The 16,321-nt window shown below is 67.5% G+C and carries 14 protein-coding genes and 1 pseudogene; 12 read left to right on the plus strand and 3 right to left on the minus strand.

The annotated features are described in order from the left end of the window. Positions 1 to 9: 9 nt before the first annotated feature. Together ACF06X_RS14835 and ACF06X_RS14840 are read left to right on the plus strand one after the other, a co-directional pair. On the plus strand, positions 10 to 438 hold the full coding sequence (locus ACF06X_RS14835) for a hypothetical protein (RefSeq protein ID WP_392287639.1): 429 nt from the start codon (positions 10 to 12) through the stop codon (positions 436 to 438). A gap of 451 nt (positions 439 to 889) precedes the next feature. After that, the gene (locus tag ACF06X_RS14840) at positions 890 to 2,647 is read left to right on the plus strand and encodes a hypothetical protein (RefSeq protein WP_392287640.1); all 1,758 of its coding nucleotides are present in this window, start codon (positions 890 to 892) and stop codon (positions 2,645 to 2,647) included. 305 nt (positions 2,648 to 2,952) lie between these two features. Here the strand turns inward: ACF06X_RS14840 and ACF06X_RS14845 are convergent, their stop codons facing one another. Next, positions 2,953 to 5,187, minus strand: a complete 2,235-nt coding sequence (locus tag ACF06X_RS14845) for a hypothetical protein (protein ID WP_392287641.1) — start codon at positions 5,185 to 5,187, stop codon at positions 2,953 to 2,955. Positions 5,188 to 5,474: 287 nt separating this feature from the next. Next, entirely contained in the window at positions 5,475 to 6,383 is a 909-nt protein-coding gene (locus ACF06X_RS14850; RefSeq protein WP_392287642.1) for a hypothetical protein, read from the minus strand. Between the two features lie 517 nt (positions 6,384 to 6,900). Here ACF06X_RS14850 and ACF06X_RS14855 point away from each other — a divergent pair. The 4 genes and pseudogenes from ACF06X_RS14855 to ACF06X_RS14870 all read left to right on the plus strand — a co-directional run bounded on the left by ACF06X_RS14855 (position 6,901) and on the right by ACF06X_RS14870 (position 10,630). Next, positions 6,901 to 7,614, plus strand: a complete 714-nt coding sequence (locus ACF06X_RS14855) for a hypothetical protein (RefSeq protein WP_392287643.1) — start codon at positions 6,901 to 6,903, stop codon at positions 7,612 to 7,614. Positions 7,615 to 8,868: 1,254 nt separating this feature from the next. After that, positions 8,869 to 9,114 (plus strand): hypothetical protein, encoded by a 246-nt coding sequence (locus ACF06X_RS14860; protein ID WP_392287644.1) that lies wholly within the window; start codon positions 8,869 to 8,871, stop codon positions 9,112 to 9,114. 549 nt (positions 9,115 to 9,663) lie between these two features. Continuing rightward, complete coding sequence (locus tag ACF06X_RS14865; RefSeq protein ID WP_392287645.1) at positions 9,664 to 10,200, plus strand: hypothetical protein; 537 nt, start codon at positions 9,664 to 9,666, stop codon at positions 10,198 to 10,200. Positions 10,201 to 10,272: 72 nt separating this feature from the next. Further along, positions 10,273 to 10,630, plus strand: a pseudogene (locus ACF06X_RS14870) (hypothetical protein). Between the two features lie 62 nt (positions 10,631 to 10,692). Here ACF06X_RS14870 and ACF06X_RS14875 read toward each other — a convergent pair. Next, a complete protein-coding gene (locus tag ACF06X_RS14875; RefSeq protein WP_392287714.1) occupies positions 10,693 to 11,286 on the minus strand; it encodes a phosphohydrolase in 594 nt (197 codons plus the stop codon). A gap of 325 nt (positions 11,287 to 11,611) precedes the next feature. Between ACF06X_RS14875 and ACF06X_RS14880 the strand changes: the two genes are divergently transcribed. The 6 genes from ACF06X_RS14880 (at position 11,612) to ACF06X_RS14905 (ending at position 16,312) form a co-directional block, all read left to right on the plus strand. Then, on the plus strand, positions 11,612 to 12,046 hold the full coding sequence (locus ACF06X_RS14880; protein ID WP_392287646.1) for a recombinase family protein: 435 nt from the start codon (positions 11,612 to 11,614) through the stop codon (positions 12,044 to 12,046). A 1-nt stretch (position 12,047) separates the two neighbouring features. After that, entirely contained in the window at positions 12,048 to 13,559 is a 1,512-nt protein-coding gene (locus ACF06X_RS14885; RefSeq protein ID WP_392287647.1) for a S1 RNA-binding domain-containing protein, read from the plus strand. After that, the gene (locus tag ACF06X_RS14890) at positions 13,556 to 14,473 is read left to right on the plus strand and encodes a hypothetical protein (protein WP_392287648.1); all 918 of its coding nucleotides are present in this window, start codon (positions 13,556 to 13,558) and stop codon (positions 14,471 to 14,473) included. Before ACF06X_RS14885 ends, ACF06X_RS14890 begins: the two co-directional genes overlap by 4 nt. A 122-nt stretch (positions 14,474 to 14,595) precedes the next feature. Further along, positions 14,596 to 15,267: a hypothetical protein gene (locus ACF06X_RS14895; RefSeq protein WP_392287649.1), complete on the plus strand. Its 672-nt coding sequence runs from the start codon at positions 14,596 to 14,598 to the stop codon at positions 15,265 to 15,267. Next, positions 15,264 to 15,920 (plus strand): Fic family protein, encoded by a 657-nt coding sequence (locus ACF06X_RS14900; protein WP_392287650.1) that lies wholly within the window; start codon positions 15,264 to 15,266, stop codon positions 15,918 to 15,920. The genes ACF06X_RS14895 and ACF06X_RS14900 overlap by 4 nt, the downstream gene beginning before the upstream one ends. Further along, entirely contained in the window at positions 15,917 to 16,312 is a 396-nt protein-coding gene (locus ACF06X_RS14905; protein ID WP_392287651.1) for a DUF5958 family protein, read from the plus strand. The genes ACF06X_RS14900 and ACF06X_RS14905 overlap by 4 nt, the downstream gene beginning before the upstream one ends. The last annotated feature ends 9 nt before the right edge of the window (positions 16,313 to 16,321 follow it).

The raw sequence follows: 16,321 nt of genomic DNA on the forward strand, positions 1-16,321 counted from the left end.
GTGGCACGGGTGAAACCGGAGAAACTGAACATCGCCGCCGAGGTCTCCGCAGCGATGCGCAGCCTCGGTGACACAGATCCGGAGATCGAGGAGCGCGAACTCGACGGCGGCGGCTGGATGACCGAATGCGTCATGCGGCTGGACGGCGAGGAAGTGCAACTTGACGTCATGCACTACGAACGCGTCGACGCGTCCGCCCGCCTCATCCTCGAGGGATGGCAGTTCGAGCAGGTCGCCGCGTCGGATCTCCGACAGGTCATCACCAAGATCCTGTCGGGTGATGCCGTGATCAAGCCCAGGCGCACGTTCCTCCGCCGCAACGACCATGTCCTGGAGGTGACAACCGACACCGGCACGTACTACGCCTCGAGCGAGTCGTTCGCGAAGGAGCGAGCCTCTGTGTGGGAGACGCGTCTCCTCCTCGCCGCTGAGAGCTAGGACGGTCCGGCGACACGCCTTGACCCGTCACAGCGGGCCGCACGGAAACTCCGTGCGGCCCGCTGCTGTGCAGGTGTCTCGCCATCGACAGCGGTAGAGGAGTCGAGCACCGCTGGGTCGCACTCGGCGATACGATCCCTCTCCCCGGCCCCGCTCGAGCTGACTGACTCCACGCCGGACTTACTGCATCGCACGAAGCACGACCGGTACTCATCACGGCACCCGTTCCCTCGGCCCACATGCGCTAGTTCCTGCCTCCAGCCGCCTGCGGCCCGATGCCGGGCACATCCTCGGAGCCCGCACACCCCATCCCCTCCTGGCCGGCCCTCATGGGTCTACGGCAGCCCCTGGCGTTCCCCGCGAACTCGTCTACCTGCGAGGGCCTTTGGCAAGGCCCCCTCCCGCATGCGTGCCGAGGCCCGGTGTCACAGGCCGGGGCTAGGCTCCGTGTGTGACGATTCCAACTCCTTCTCTTGCCGACATCGACGCAGCGATAGCCCGTGCTTCACGCAGCGGCCGGCCCGCAGACGCTCAAGGCAATGGTGTGCCGCACTTGGCTGCGGCCCTTGGAGTGCTGCGCCGTACCGATGAAGGACAGATGCTTTCCGGCGAGGTGCTGCTGGCTGCTCATGACCTGCTGTTCGAGCAGGTGCCTTTCCCGTTCGGTGAGAGCAGTCTGCGCCGGCTGGCCGAGGTGCTCGTCGGCAGGGGAGTGGTGCCCAAGAGCAGCGACTACGAAGGCCGCTGGTATTTGTGGTGGCCCAAGAACGGGCGCGGCCCTTGCCGTGCCTGCGGCAAGACGCGTTCGCTGACCCGTTTTTCAGGGCGTTACGGTGACGACTACCGCTACCTGTGTGCTCGGTGCCGGGCCACGGAACGAAGCATGATCGCCAAACGAGCAGAGCAACTGCGCACCAAACCCGGCATGGCGGGCGCGCCGTCCGCCTCGGTGGCCAGTCCTGGTCCGGCGGGGACGAGGAGCGCAGGGCGTTCCGAGACGGACGTGCCTTCTTCGCAGGAGTGGAGCAAGTACGCGACGCGGCTGTACGAGATGCTTGCTCCGCTGGAATGGGCAGGATTTGAACTGCCGGAACAATGGGACACAGACTTCGGCCGCCCCCACGGCGCACTGCTCTTCGAGACACTGTTGCGCGGTGACGGCTGTGTGGACGTCAGCTACCACCCGCACAAGGACAAGGTGGTGCTGGGGCCCTTCGAGGACGTCACAGGGGAGTGGCCTTACTCCTACTCCTTGCTGGAAGCCAGTCTGGAGATCCCGGTACCCAGGCCCGGCCGGGAGGCTGCTGCCGCTGTCGAAGCCGCGGCCGGCCAGGCCGGGCTGCTGGACGCCGCGCACGTATATGTCGCCGAATCGGCCCCCGCGGAAGCTAAGCAAGACTTCGCTCTGCGTAGAATCCGCCGCATCTTCCAGCCGGCCGCCGAGTTCCGCCGGCTGCCGCTGACCGAAGTGCTGCGTGAGATCACCGAGGACCAGTGGCTGAGCAGCTACCTGGACTGGGTGGTCGGAATGACCGGGCAGGATGTAGCACCCGACATCGTCCCGGACGCGGCCGCACGGGGCGTGGCCGCCTGGTGCTGGCGCAACAACACCGCGGTGGAAGACCACCATGTGGAGACGGACGTGCTGATGGCGCGCGTCAACATCGCCGTCACCCGTCTGACCCAGCAGCACATCTGCCCCGTCGAAGGCATCGACTGGGACGGTATCAAAGACGCGCTGATGGACCCGGATTGGGCCCTTCCCGATGCCACCCCCATCCGCTCTCTGTTCGGGGAGGGATGGACGGAAGTGGCCGCCACCGTCTGCACGGAACTCGACCGCTGGCGCCGACTCGACCATGAACGGCTCGGCCCACAGACCACGCTGATCCTGATGACCATCGGTGGATCCACCGGCTACACCGACTCGTGGTGGGGGCAGGGTCGCTGGCACAGCATCTGCCGTCACATCCTCGACGAAGCCATCGCCGCAGGCCTGACCTTGCCTGCCCCTTACGACCCGGAAGGCCCCGATGTCTTCCTGGCCGACCTCCAGGATCCCGACCGTCTTCCCGACACCGTGCTCGACTGGTTCATCGACCTGCCGGACGCCGGTATCGAAGGGCCTCGCGGCCTGCGCATGAACAGCATCACCCGCCCGCCCCGGTACTGCTGGGACCCTTTCTGGCTGACCGAAACCGGCGCCTGACCTCCTCCGGCCGCCCCACCATCCGCGGGAGGGGTAGTCGGTCCAGGCAGTGCTGAGGACTGCAATAGCACCTTCACAGGCGACTGTTGCCGTGTTGCCGTATGTGCCGCGGCAGACCGGTCACTTCCCTGGCCAGCCGGGCAGGCGCGCGTACTGACTCCCCTCATGAGGAACAACCAGGTCAGGGCCGGCGGCCCGGCGTCCGCACTCCCGGCCGACCGTGTCCGGTGCCCGGCCCAGTGGCCGGGTCGCCTCGACATCACCCGGCAATCACCGGGCAATTCGGTGCTGCGACGGTGCCTGCCTCACCGGCAGGCACGGGCCCGCAGCTTGTCGCGTAGGCGGTTGGTGACCTGCCGCCACTGTCGGGCCTGTCCCGGGCGGGGGAACCACCCCCGCTCAGTTTCAGCGTCCAGGCTGCTGAGTTCGTCGAGCCGACTCAAGTACCTCTCCGCGTCGATCGTGCCGGAGCCAGAAGCCGAGATCTGGATGAGGTGGTGCAGTCGGTGTGCTGCCCGGTAGTAGGCGACCTGGGCGTCACTGAGGCGGCGCACCGCGTACCCGCCGCACTTGCTGCACGGATCAAAGGCCTTGGCGCGCAGCAGCTCCTCGATGGTCACCTTCTCGTCCTGGCGATCAACCCCGGCGTAGGGGCGCCGGTGCGCGCAGCCGGGGGAGTGGGCCCGGCCATGGAAGCGACCGAACGCATCCGTGGTGTACGCCTGCACGGAGGCGAGCACTCCCAGAGGAAGGCCAGAGCCGTCGGCCCAGTACTCGTCTCCCTCCGATGCGAAGGGTTCCAGGTCCAGCTGTTCCATCGCCAGCAGTCCGTTCCACACAGCCGCAGCGAACGGCCTGAGCAGATAGCCCTGCTCGTCTTCCGCGACGGCCTCGAGGTCCCGCAGATCCGGCAACGAACGCGCCAGGGCCAGAGATTTCAGAGCCTGACGGGTATCCCACCTCTCCCTGCACAGCCGCACCACGACTCGTTCGCCCTCCGCTGCGCTCAGACTCCGGCCGAACGCATCCTCCTCCGGGTCGTACACAGGACGGACCCACACGTCGTCGTTCTCGGCCGGGTCTCCGGCGTACGGCTGCAAGGCGGAATCGATCAGGGCGTCGGGAAGGTCACTGGCGGCGGCGAGGATCACACCCTGCCAGCCGGCCGCACAGCGCTGTTCTAGAGCGCCCAGCGTCACGACTTCCACACCGGCGTTCACGCCCAGGACTGCGTACAGCTGCTCCGCGCCGCCCGCTGTGTCGCGCAAGGCCCGCAGGTGCTCCTGCCGCACCAGTTGGCGGTCATGCACCGGGGTGTCGTCGAACACCCCGGGCCCAAGACCAGGGCCCGCTTCCAGAGCCGACGCCTTGTCTCCGGCTGGAGGCTTCTCCTCGGCCCGGGATTTGTACACGAGTGGGGAAGCCTGCGACAGCAGGCGGGCCGCGATCGGTTCCGGCACCCGCAGCGAGATGACCGGCTCAGCCCCCGCCCAGTCCACCGAGGCGGTGTACGAGGCGAGCACACCCCGTTCCCACTGACTGAGCCGGTCGAGCGCAGACGTGCTCCGGCCGGATGCCACCAGACCGCCGCCAAGACCTACGGACAGCACCCGCTCTCCACAGCCGGCCGTGACCGACCCGGCAGCTTCCTCCGCCCAAGCCTCCAGCAGCGCCTGGGCCCGCTCCAGCGCCTGATCCCGCCCCTTCCGCCGACTGCTCATCCCGCGGGTCAGCCGATAGGCGAGATAGTCCTGCTCACACGGATGATCCCAGCTGTCCTCCACCGCGCTGTGCCACTGCCGCCACAGGGACTTCAATGAGTCCGTCACCTCGCTGCGTGCACCCAGCACGGCGAAAGCGGGATCATCGACAGGGAGGTCCGGTTCCTTCATGCCCGACACCGCTGCCGCCAACGCCAGCGCATCAGGGGCGATCAGCCGGCCGGCCTGAGTGCGCAAGACCTGAAGGCGGTCCAGCTTCCGCTGTACTCGCGGCTCAGCCCAGGACCTCATCCAGGGAAACAGAGCCAAGACGCGGTGGACGCGGTGCAGGCTGACCATTGCGTCGAAGTACTCGGCCACGACGGATTCACGTACCTGCCGGGCTTCCTGTACCTCCTCCCAGCGATCGTCCTCATCTTCCTCGACGTCGGTCTGCGCGTTCTCCTTGCTGTTCGCAGAGGCCGGCAAGAGCAGCGAGGCAGCTTCGTCCAGCTCCACGTCATCGAAGCTGTCTTCGTCGGCATCGCAGCAGCGGTCCAGTTCATACAACAGCCCCATGCCTGTGACCGCGCTCACGAAGACGGCCAGCCCCGTCCCGGGGCGTGCCCAGGATCCGTACGACGCGCACTGGGTGCACAGCTGGCCGAGAGCCGAAGCGTCCAACTGCACCAGCCGCTCGGCGACACGAGCGGAACGCACATAGGGACAGGAGGACTTGGAGTGCAGCTTCGCATCCCTCGCCTGCGTCGACCACAGAGTGACGACAGAGCCTTCGAACGGACCGAGCGGTACGTCCGGCGTCAGCAGCCCGTACGACATTGGGACCTCCCCTTAGCGATGACGCGAGCATAGCGACGGTCACCGACACCGAGGTGCTGCCGCCGGTCTTCACGGTGTCTTCTCCCCTGATGGAGAGCGAGCGCGCAAGACCTCCGTCGAGGTCCTCTCCGGACGGCTGCCCGGGAGAAGAAGACTGCGGAAAGGATCACGAAGGGGAAAGCTCCAGAATCCGCTACGCAGTCCGGTGGAGCGGCTGCGGGAACCGTGGGCGGTTCCCGCAGGAGCAGCCAAAAGCGAAGAGCCACCCTTGCCCGCCGGCTCCCTCCCTACGCCGGATCCGTTCCCTCAGGGCGCCTGAATGCCACGGGATGCGCAAGGAGACGGGCGCGTCCGTACTGCAGACTCCATCCCTCGCCGTCCGGTTGGACGTGGGTGCCGGCAAGCCCGATGACGGGACCGGTGAGGGCGGCACGAAGGTCTTCCGGGTACGGCTCGGAGTCCCAGTGAAGGGTGCACCGGTCGCCTTCGACGGACAGCCTGCGGTGGTGGGCGTGCCCGCGGCTGGGCCGCTCGGTGAGGTCGTTGAACCACATGCCGATGTCCCAGCTACCGTCCGGGGCGTGGGCGCACAGCCTTACGGACAGAGCGGCGAGAAGGGTCTCCATGTCGGCGCTCAGGCGGGGGAGGACGTTCAGTACGGCGTGCTCCTCGTCGCTGACCGGAACGTCGGTGGTCCACAGGCGGGCGTAGTTGCTCTCGCGGTCCAGGGGACCTTGCAGGCGGCCGTGGCGGTCACCGGTCACGGTCACAGTGGCGCCGGTAGGCAGGTGACGCAGACGCCAGCCGTCGTCGTAGGAGCTGTCCACACGCAGCCCCGGCAGTCCGATCTGCGGGAGCCTGTCACGGCCGACCAGCCAGCAGGCCACGTTGTAGGGCGCTCGGGCGGTGATCACCAGATCGTCGTGCCGGGGGGAGACGACGAAGGTGTAGCGGGTCACGTCGGCCAGCGTGATGTGGCGCGGCCACCAGCTGGTGGGACCGCTGTTGAACATGCCCAGGGCCAGTAGCGCACGCAGCCGCCGCTGCGGCGCCGAGCAGGTGTCGAGCCCCAGACCGCTGCGCGGCGGAAGCTTATCGCTGTCGCGGCGGATGATTCCGAGGGCGGCGAGTGAGGCAGTCTCCCGGGTGTAGGACGCACGGAGACGGGCGGTCCGGCGGCGAAGTGAGGCGGGCACGGTGAGTCCTTCGTTGTCGCCCGGCCGACTGGATCACCACGCAGTGCGTGTTAACGGATGGCATCCAAGCGCGAAGTGGGTGCCCCACACCCTCTATTGGTGACGTTGAGCGTCCGGGACAGCTCTGTCACACGGTTCAGTCCTTCGCAGACCGGCCACCAGACCGTAGCACCGCACGGCGCCGTGGCCTGAGTGACGCGCCGACGCCAAGCAAATCACAGCGGGTGAACCTGGCCTCATGGCCGAACCGGCTTGCGGAGGACGGCCGACCGGCACGCAATCCGCCCCTCAGCACAGACGGCACAGACGGCTCCAGACAGAGAGAGTCACCCTGAGGAGCTGGGCGGACGCAGGCGCTGGCCGAGCGCCCCACACCGCTCGCCACCTTTACCGGACAGCCCTACGAAGCCGGGTTGCCGGCCCACCCATGCGCCATGTCAGTACGCGATGCAAGGATGAAGCGCTGGCCTTCATACGAAGTCAGCGTCGGCCGGTAGACACACCATGGGGGTGGATTTTGGCGAGTCAGGAATCCGAGCTGTGCCGTAACTGCGGAGAGGCGATCACCCGCTTCAACGGCCGCTGGTCGCACGGGTACGGCGGATGGGGGACTGTCGGGTGCAGCGCCTACAGCTTCACCCTGCGCGGTCAGTGGGACAGCCGCCTGACCAAGGCCGAGAAGGCGAGCCCGCGGACCAAATCCCAGCTCGCCGGCAGGGAGGAGTTCCCTTCATGGCCCGGACTGCAGCAGCAGCGCCGAGAAGCCGCAAGTAAGGAACAGGAGGCTGCCGCGCTGGCCGCCACCCGCTTCTCGCCGAAGCTGGCCAAGGCTGTCCAGGCCGCGGAAACGGTAGCGGCCGACCCTGGAAGCCACACCTTCCGCACCCTCGAGCGCCGACGCCAGGCAGTGATCCTGGCCATGGAGGAACAAGCCCGCCGCGCCGCTGCCCGAAAGGGCCACGCGGAACTGGGCAGCATCACGGTCAACGACGAGCTGGCCCGGCTCATGCAACTGACCCGAGACGTACTGCGCTCCCTGCGCGCGGCAGAAGACCTCCTACCGCCGCTAGAGGCACTCAAAGCAGCAGCAAGCCGCTACAGCGCCCGTATCGACCAGATCGCTACTGATCGCTACGGCTCCTTGCCGCGGCAGGCAGACGGCGCCTCCACCGAGCGGCACACGCTACAGGTCGCACGCCAACGCGTAGAACGTCACCAGCAGGCTCCTTGACCAACAAGCGCCGACGTCGAGCGAGCGTAGCTCGCTCCACATGCTCGGCAGCCGAATAGGGGATCCGGGCGAACGCGGGGCAAGCCGACGGGCACCCTTCAAGGGCGGTACAGGGAGGAGGGGGCTGGCGCCGGGGTAAGGAGGCAGGCGCTTCACACCCCGCCCCCTATGATCATCATCATGATTCGCCCCACATCCGGACCCCCTACATGGAGACACCTGGCCTCGGCGCTGGCGCTCGTAACGCTGATCGCGATCTGCTGGTACGCCATGCAGCTGGTATACGCAGAATGCGTGTACTTCGGAAACTACTCCATTGAAGAAGCTGTCGAGTCCGGGCAATGCGACCCTCCGCAGATGCGATGGAGGACATGGACGCAATAACATCGGTCAGTCATTTACCAACTGGCGCTGACAGACCGTGATGGATTCGTTGTGACCTTTACGGCAAAAGATCACGCCTTCCCTTCCCGGCAGCTGCGGAGTTTGCACAGGGCAGAGTAGTCTGGCCTTGCCGCTGTCATGGGTCTGGGTAATTGAGCCAAGCGGCTGCTGCGGCAGGGGTCGTCGGTGTCGTGGGGCTGGGGCGGAACACGCTGGCCCGCCCTGCCGTCGCCGCGAGTCCGTCCGGCGACGTGGTCGGCAAGGTGACCTTGGGGTACCAGGGATGGTTCGCCTGCGCAGGGGATGGCGCTCCGATCAATGGCTGGTGGCACTGAGCCCAGAACTGGGGCCAGTTACCGTCCACGACCAACAAGGCCATACGGTACTGCCTGCTTGTCCGACTACTACCTGCGCCTGACGGGCGACGGCGGCCAGATGCTGAAGGGTCAGCCCCCCGGCCCACCCCGCCGGTTCTCGGTGGCGACGCCGTACCGCCGACCGTCCCGGGGAACTTCCGGGTGACCGGCCGGAGTGACGGGACGCAGTGGCGCAGGCAGCACGCAACCTTAAGGACGGCCGCCCACGAACGTCCGCCGAGGTGAGTGCAGGTTTCAGCGCTCGCCGAAGGACACGATGGAGTTTTGGACTAGGCAGTGTCCCGTGGATCGCCGCATGAGGTCATTGGTCAATGAGCTACTTCATGCATGACGTCATTGGGCGGGACGGTCGACGAGCCTGATCCGGAGACGTTGAGGCGGGTGCTCGACGGTCTGGCGCAGGCCGATCTATGTTCCGCCCCTATCAGCCCGGACCCGTCACAAGGGCGCGAAACCGTCCGCGCGCTCCGGGCAGGCGGCCTACGCTGCGCGCATGTTGAAGAAGTGGCTTGCGAAGAACGGGATACAGAGCATCGACGACGGCGCCCGAAGCGCACACGAACGAGGGGACACGACCTTCACGTATCGGTTCCACCCCAGTCCGTTCAAGGCCGTCAAAGACTCCGAAGTCAACGGTGCGATCAACCGCGTTGAGGTCTTGGGCTGGAAGCTCCACAGCCGTGAACTCGAAGGGCTGGGACTGGAGCGCTGCTGGAACCTGACCTTCGCCCGCCGCTGACGAGCAGCGGCGCCGGCGCCCGGCAGACCACCAGCTGGCCAGCGCGCTCGTCCGCTCAGTCGACTTCGACGTACGTGACGACGAGGATGCTGCCGGGCGCAGGACCAGCTGCCCCCTCTCCGCGTGGAAGGCGACGGAGGCGACGTGCGCGTGCAGTTCGGGGAAACGGTGGTCGCGATGGCCGGCCACTGGTCCAGGACGCTGCCGCGAGCGGCCGGGACGTCCCAGGCCCGGTCGGCCATCAAGCCCTGGAGCACGGCGGCGAACCCGGTCGGCTCCCGGCCCGTCGCGCCGGACAGTCCGAAGTGCGGGTGCAGCGCTTTGCCTTCCGGGTGCCGTCCTCGCCGCGGGCCTTGGCGGCCTCACGCGGCTGGAGCAGCGCGACCCGGGCCAGGTCGACACCGAACAGCTCCGGGGCCGGCCGCTCGCCGTCGCAGCCGCCGCAGACCGGCCCCTGCGGGTGCGCGCCCAGACATCGGCCTCACCGTTCGACGGGGGGCTGACGGTCGCCGTCCTGGTTCGACCTCGGCCCGCCCTGGTCCGGCCCCGATGGCGGCGGCCCCCGTGCAGCTCGGCGACCTGCCGGTCGACCGGTGCGGGATGGTTCTCGGCGACGCTCAGGCGCTGGACGGCTCGTCCACTGATGGCCTGGCGGCGGGCGTCACCTACTGGGGCGAGTACGCAGACACCGTCCATGCGCAGTTCGGAGGTGACCGCATCCCTCAGCACCCCAGCGGACACGGCCCGCGCGGATGGCTCGACCCTCCCCTGGTCGAGGCCGAAGCCGTCGCCGAACGGCCCCAGACCTGGACCCGCGAAGGGCCTGGCAGCGGCCTGATGGTCGCGGTCGACGCCCACACCGACTTCCACCGATTAAACCGGGCCGGATGGAGTCACCCACTGCTCGCGGGCGCCGTCGAATTCGAAGGATGTTCAGTGCTGGGTCTCAGTTGGGACTCTAGGGACCACTCCATGCGCCACCGCGGAGAGCGGGCCTACGGACAGGTCTACCCCGCCAGCCTCGAAGCCCGCGCATGCGCAGCGGTACTGCGCTGGACCATCCCGCCGTACGGCCCTGGCCGGTGAACTACAGCCCGGCTGGAGGGAGGCCAGAAGAACCCGGTTGAGCTGGACGGTTCAGCCAGGAACACTCGCCCAATGAGCCACAGAACGCAGCCGGGCCGCTGGGACGGGCCCTGGTGCCGGGTTCGCATGGAGCACTTCGAAGCAGCCTTCCTGTCGAACGCAGGCGAGGATCTGGAGTCGGTGGACCACGTCGACGTCTTCGTGGACCTCAACGACGGATCCCGTTGGAGCGCGACCATCACCGCCCTCGAACAAGTCGAGGTCATCATGGCGAGATGGGCCGAAAGCGGGGAAGCCCTGGGTGGCCGCTACTTCTGGTCCTCGGACGGTCTCATCGTCCGCGATCGGCATCAGCACCATGACCCAGGTACTCACGGGTCTGATCGAGTCCGACGAGTTCACGCAGATCCTTGACCGACTCGACGTCTGACCCGGCACTGTCCGGGCCCCGCGGCGGTTACTCAGTTGAAGCCACCGAGCAGCCCCAGGTCCTCAGTTGTAGATCGGGAAAGATGCCTGGAACGCCAGGCGCTCGTCGGCAGTGTCGCCGATGCGAGCGAGAACCCCGTCGAGCGCGAGGAACTCCTCCCATGCCGCCCGGCCAGTCGCTTGGGCCAGGCGTGCCACGACGAGATCTTCCAGATCCGGGACGCGCTTGTTCTTCCAGATCTTGTCGGCGAGGCTGACCAGCAGGTCGTCCAGGCCGACCCGCGCGTCCACCCATGACGCGTGAGTCGCGGCGAAGCGCGCCAGCTCCGGGCTGATGCCGTGGCCGAGCAGAAGAACCTGCCCAGCCTCCTCGTGTACCGATCCGGGCCCGGAGAGCTCGGCGAGGTGCACCGTCTTTCCTATGTCGTGCGTGGCCGCCCCGAAGAGCACCGCCTCGCGGTCGAAGATCACGGCGGGGTAGTGCTGTTCCACCCAGTTGACCAGCTGGTGCGCGACGTCATGGACGGCGCGCAGGTGAGCTGCCAGTCGCGGTGGGCTTCCTAGCTCCGACAGAAGTTCTGCGACACGATCCGGCAGCGGGAGCAGGGGCGGGTTGATAGTGCCGCTCATCGCTCTAGACAAGAGGGTGTTGGTCATCACCGCGTCAGGGTACTGACAGCGGCCTCCTCCTGTGTCCGCAAGGGGAACCCCCAACGAACAGTGATGATCTTGACAGACGCGAGAGATCGATCTGCGCTGACGGCGTCTCATTTAGGGTGTCCGGTGATCTGTATGCTGAGCGGGGGCTTACGTACGCTCCAGGCATGAGTGAACGCGTCGGCTACGCGAGATGCAGTCTGGACAAGCGGGACCTCACTGCCCAGCGCGAGATCATGCTTGGCCGGGGCGTCCCCGAGGACCGGATCTACCTGGACCACGGACTGACCGGAACCAACCGCGACCGGCCCGGGCCCTCGCGGCCGTGCGCGCCGGAGACACCCTCGTCGTCCCCAAGCTTGATCGCCTCGCACGCTCGGTACCCGGCGCCCGCGACATCGGCGACTCCCTCACCGCCCGCGGCGTCAAGCTCTCGCTCAGCGGCACCCTCTACGACCCCGCCGACCCGATGGGCAAGATGTTCTTCAATATCCTGGCCACCTTCGCCGAATTCGAGGTCGACCTCCTGCGCATGCGCACCCGCGAAGGCATGGCGGTGGCGCGGGCCAAGGGCAAGCTCAAGGAGAAGCAGCCCAAGCTCAGCGCCCGCCAGCAGAGCCACATGGTCCAGCAGCACCAGTCCGGCGAGCACACCATCGCCGACCTTGCCGAGCTCTTCTCCGTCAGCCGCGCCACCGTCTACCGCGTCCTTGAACGCCACCAGAACGCATCCGCACCGTCGACCTCAGGCGGGCAATGACGTGCTGCCCTATGTCTACCAGGTCACCTACGACCCCGCCGACCGCGATCAGCACGGCCACTACGTCGGCGTCGAGCCTGCGACCAGTGACCACGGACCGGTCGAAACCGCATATCTGCAGGCCATTGCCGCCTTTGCCGAAGAGACCGGTGTCGACCAGTTGGTCATCCGCGAGCCGCAGATCGGCGGTTTCGTCCACTTCGGCTTGGAGCCGCCGGTCGACGGCTACGGCCTGGCCGACCTCTTCCCAGCTGGCCTCACCGGGTTCCACGACGGTGCCCTGGTACCGATGGCCGCCGGCATGGAACTCGTCCGGGCTATGCTCCGCGACAACGGGGCCTGGTGCCGATTGGAGGCGGAGGGAGCGTTCGCCGTGCACGTCGGCTGGGACCAGTACCTCTACATCGGCAGCAACCTGCCCTGCGAAACCGCACTGGCCCGCACCCGCGCGCTCGGCCTGTTCCCGGAACGCCTGGACGCCTCGCCGTACGACTTCGCGCCCGACGACCCCGCGTACGTGCAGCGGCCGGCCGACGCCGACTTCTGGGCCCGCCTGCACTGGACCGTCAGTGCCCACCGCGCGGTGTTCATGGAGGAGGTCTCCGCCGTCAACGCCTCCCGGTGGCACCGCCTGACCCGCGACAACGTCGAGACTGTGCGCTCCCAGCTGGCCCCACGCGCACAACTGGCAATCTGGCCAGACCTGCTCACCGAGGTCGACAAGGCCGTGGCCGCTCTGCCCGCCGAAGGCCTCGCGGAGATCGTGTGGGAGGACGAGGACGGGCAGATCACGAGCACGGTCATGGACGAGACCCAGTTCGAGGCAGTGACCTCCCAGCTCGCCAGCGCGCGTGCTGCCGGCGTCGTATCCATGTATGCCGGTGAAGATCTCCCGCTGTTCACCGCTGTGCTGCCCGACAGCGACGGCGTTCTGCGCGCTCGCTGGCAGACCGAGCCGACGCCCAGCGACCGGGACTGGGCGCTCCTGAAGACCCTGCGGCGCGGCCAGGTCGTCACCGGCACGGTGACGACCATCGCCAGCTGCGGCGTCACCTTCGTGGACATCGGCGGCTTCACCGCGATGATCAACATCCCGGAGCTGTCCTGGCGCCCGTTCGACCACCCGTCCGACGTCGTCAGCGTCGGCCAGGAGGTCACAGCCGAGGTTCTCGACGTCGACATCGTCCGGGAACGGGTGCCTCTGTCGCTCCGAGCGGTGCAGGAAGACCCGTGGCCACAGGTAGCGCAGCGGATCGGCCAAGTGGTCATCGGGCCGGTCACCAAGATCGTGCCGTTCGGCGTCTTCGTCCGCATCGAAGACCGAGAGGACGGCTTCCAGGGGCTCCTGCACACCAGCGAACTGGATGAATCCTCCGGAGACGTCGTCGAGGTCGGCGACGCCCTCACCGTGAAGATCATTGAGGTCGACATCGCGCGCCGTCGCATTTCCTTGTCGCATACCCAGGCCCGGACAACCCGCTCTGAGGGCGGCATTGAGGGTGGATCGGCATGAGGAGGCAGGAGGCCGAGCTCGACCGGGACATAGCCGTGCTCCTGGCGGCCATGGCGTTTACCGAGATACGGCATCTGGCCGGGATGCCACAGCGCGGGGAGCAGGACACCTCCCATGACGAGGTTCTGGACCGCATCAGGTTCCTGGCCAACTTGAGCCACAACCTTCCGGGTGTCGCACGGCCACGTGCCAGGAGGCCCTCCCGCCAGGGCGAGCCCATCGGGAGCTTCGATCAGGCGATGACCGAACGGCCGATGAGTTGGGTGTGGAACACCGCCGGCCCGGACGCTCGTGCATGGATGCTGCGTCACATCGAACAGGCAGGGCGAAGCTGGACGCCACCCCCGCCTCTGCCACAATCCCGCAGGGCCCCGTCGCCGATGACACCGCGGCAACGGGTGGGCCTTCTGCTCAGACGCTGGCCGGTCAAGGCCCCCGCCGGGCGGCAGCCGCTACCCGCAGAAGCGAACGTTCTCAAGGCCCTCGACACCGAAGCGGTCTGCGCCCTGCACGACGAGGCCCGACGGCTCCGGCTCGGCCTGGGTGGAAGCGTGGCATGGCTCCGGGCTCACCTGGCCTCCGGCGCCGTCCACTATCTGCTCCCCGACCCGGCCCACTACTACTGGCCTGGCAACTCAGACGGTCGCGGCGGCAAGATCGGCTGGTGGCAGTGCACCACGCTGCTGCAGATGTGCAACGGAGAGCAGGTCAGCGGCCTGGTCGCCGTACGCCCGGAGACCTTCACAGCGTTGCCCTCGACTCTGCCCCGCAAAGCCCAGCTGCGGCTCGTTCACCGTGTCCGCTCCATCGAGCGAGACACCTCCCAATGGGGCCGAGACCACGAGGCCGAATGCGCACCGCAGCTTTGCGGCTACGTCCCCGAGCCGACCGACAACGCTCCGACGACCACATGACTGCCGACAATGACGGCCGACGGGATCGAGCGTCAGCCGCAGCTAGACCATGGCGACAGCATCGGGAACGCAGGGCCGATATGGAGTGGAGTCAGGGTGGCTGCGCAAGGCAGAGTGGGACAGTGAGTGAACTGTGGGCGCATGCCCTGACGTGGGCAGATGTGGATCCGGCTCGACATTCGTTCGAGATGGACGCCGTTGCGGCGGAGGAGTTGGCGGGCCTGGTCGTGCCCTTGCTGCCCAGCGCTGAAGTCGCTCGCGAGGACCGCTGGCGTTCATTGGAGCCGGTCACCGAGTTCCTGGCGGGCCGGTACGGCCGCTGGGTCTGCGGATGGAACTGGTCGGTCGGTGAGGGTGACGTCGACGGAGGCGTCGTCGAGGTGTGGTGCTGTTCATCCGACTCCGTGACAACCCCGGGGGCGACTGCCCCACTGGTTGTCGAGGCCCTTCAGGAATGGCGTGGCTGGCTGGAGGACCTGGCGGAGCGGTTCGCGGCCCTGGCCCCGCCGGAGAACACCGCGATGTCTTCGGCGGACCACTGGTACTGGGGGCGGGCGTGCACACGCCTGGTCACCGTGGTGGCTGACCGCACCCAGGCCGAGAGCGGCTGGTACGGGCACTGTATGCAAGTCCTCCGATGGTTCCTCGCCTACAACGGCATCGACGAGGGCCAGGCACAGAAGATTGTCGAGGGCGCGGTCGGCGGTCGGTTCGGCACTTGGATCGCACCTGACGTTCCGGTGGTCGACGCGTTGAGCTCGCGGTTCGCCAGAGGCGTGGGCGAAATCAGATGACTCCCGCACTCGGCCAGCCGAAGGACAGCCTTGCCGACTGGCTGCTCATCCGGCCGGAAATCTCCTGGCCGTCCTGGCGCGGCACACGCCTCGTCTCGGAGGCGCCGGCCCGCGACGGCTTCCGGAATTTCTTCTTGGCAACGCGAGGCGGACGTGACAGCAAGGGAAACGCGCGAGTACTGACCGCCCTCGACTTGGCTTTCGCCGACGCGGAGCAGGGCAGGCCGCTGACCTTCGCCCTCATGGCGAAGTGGCAGCGGACCGTGCTGGGCCGCGACTTCGTCGGTTTCCGCACGATGCCGGCCTTCGCGAAAGCCGGACAGGAGCGCTACGGCCTGGCACCCGAGTCGCGGGCACGATTCGAGCGCTGCCTGTCCGAGAGCGCTCAACCTGATCTACCCCTCGCCTCACGCGCCGCCCGGACCTACCTCGACATCCTCTTCTTCCATCCGTTCGAGGACGGCAACGCCCGCGCGGCCATGCTGGCGTTGGCCTTCGTCCTGGCACGCGAAGGCGTCCTCCTCGACCAGGTTCACCCATTGCAGGCCACCCGCTGGGCCGACGACGCCGAAGGCGCGGCCGATTTGGCGGTGCTGCTCGGAATCCTGATCACCGCTGCGGAGCGGCGTCTGTCCGACGGGAGGCAGTCATGAACGAACGCGACGTCCTGCTCAACGAGCTCGCGCAGGGGATCCGCCCGATATCAGAGGGCATCGAATGGTTCGACGGCCTCGGCCAGGAAGAGCAGTCTGAGGCGCTGCTGTTCCTGCGCCACCACTGCGTCCAGGCGCGCGCAGTCACCGAGGACGCGCCGGAGAGCATCCGCCGTTCCGAGCTGCGCCCGACGCATACGCCCGCAGTGCTGATCTCACGAGGCCGGATCGACGAACAACTGGGGAAGATCGCCTGCCTCACACTCCTCGACGAACGCCGCAAGGCGTTCAGGCTGCTGATCGCGGTGCTCTCGATTGCCGATGCGCGGCGCCGCGAGCGCTTCTGCTCCGGCGGGTGCAGTCACGGGTGGCACAGACCGCCCGTCGCCTGACAGCCCAGC

The organism is Streptomyces sp. NPDC015346 (assembly GCF_043078785.1).
Taxonomy (GTDB): domain Bacteria; phylum Actinomycetota; class Actinomycetes; order Streptomycetales; family Streptomycetaceae; genus Streptomyces.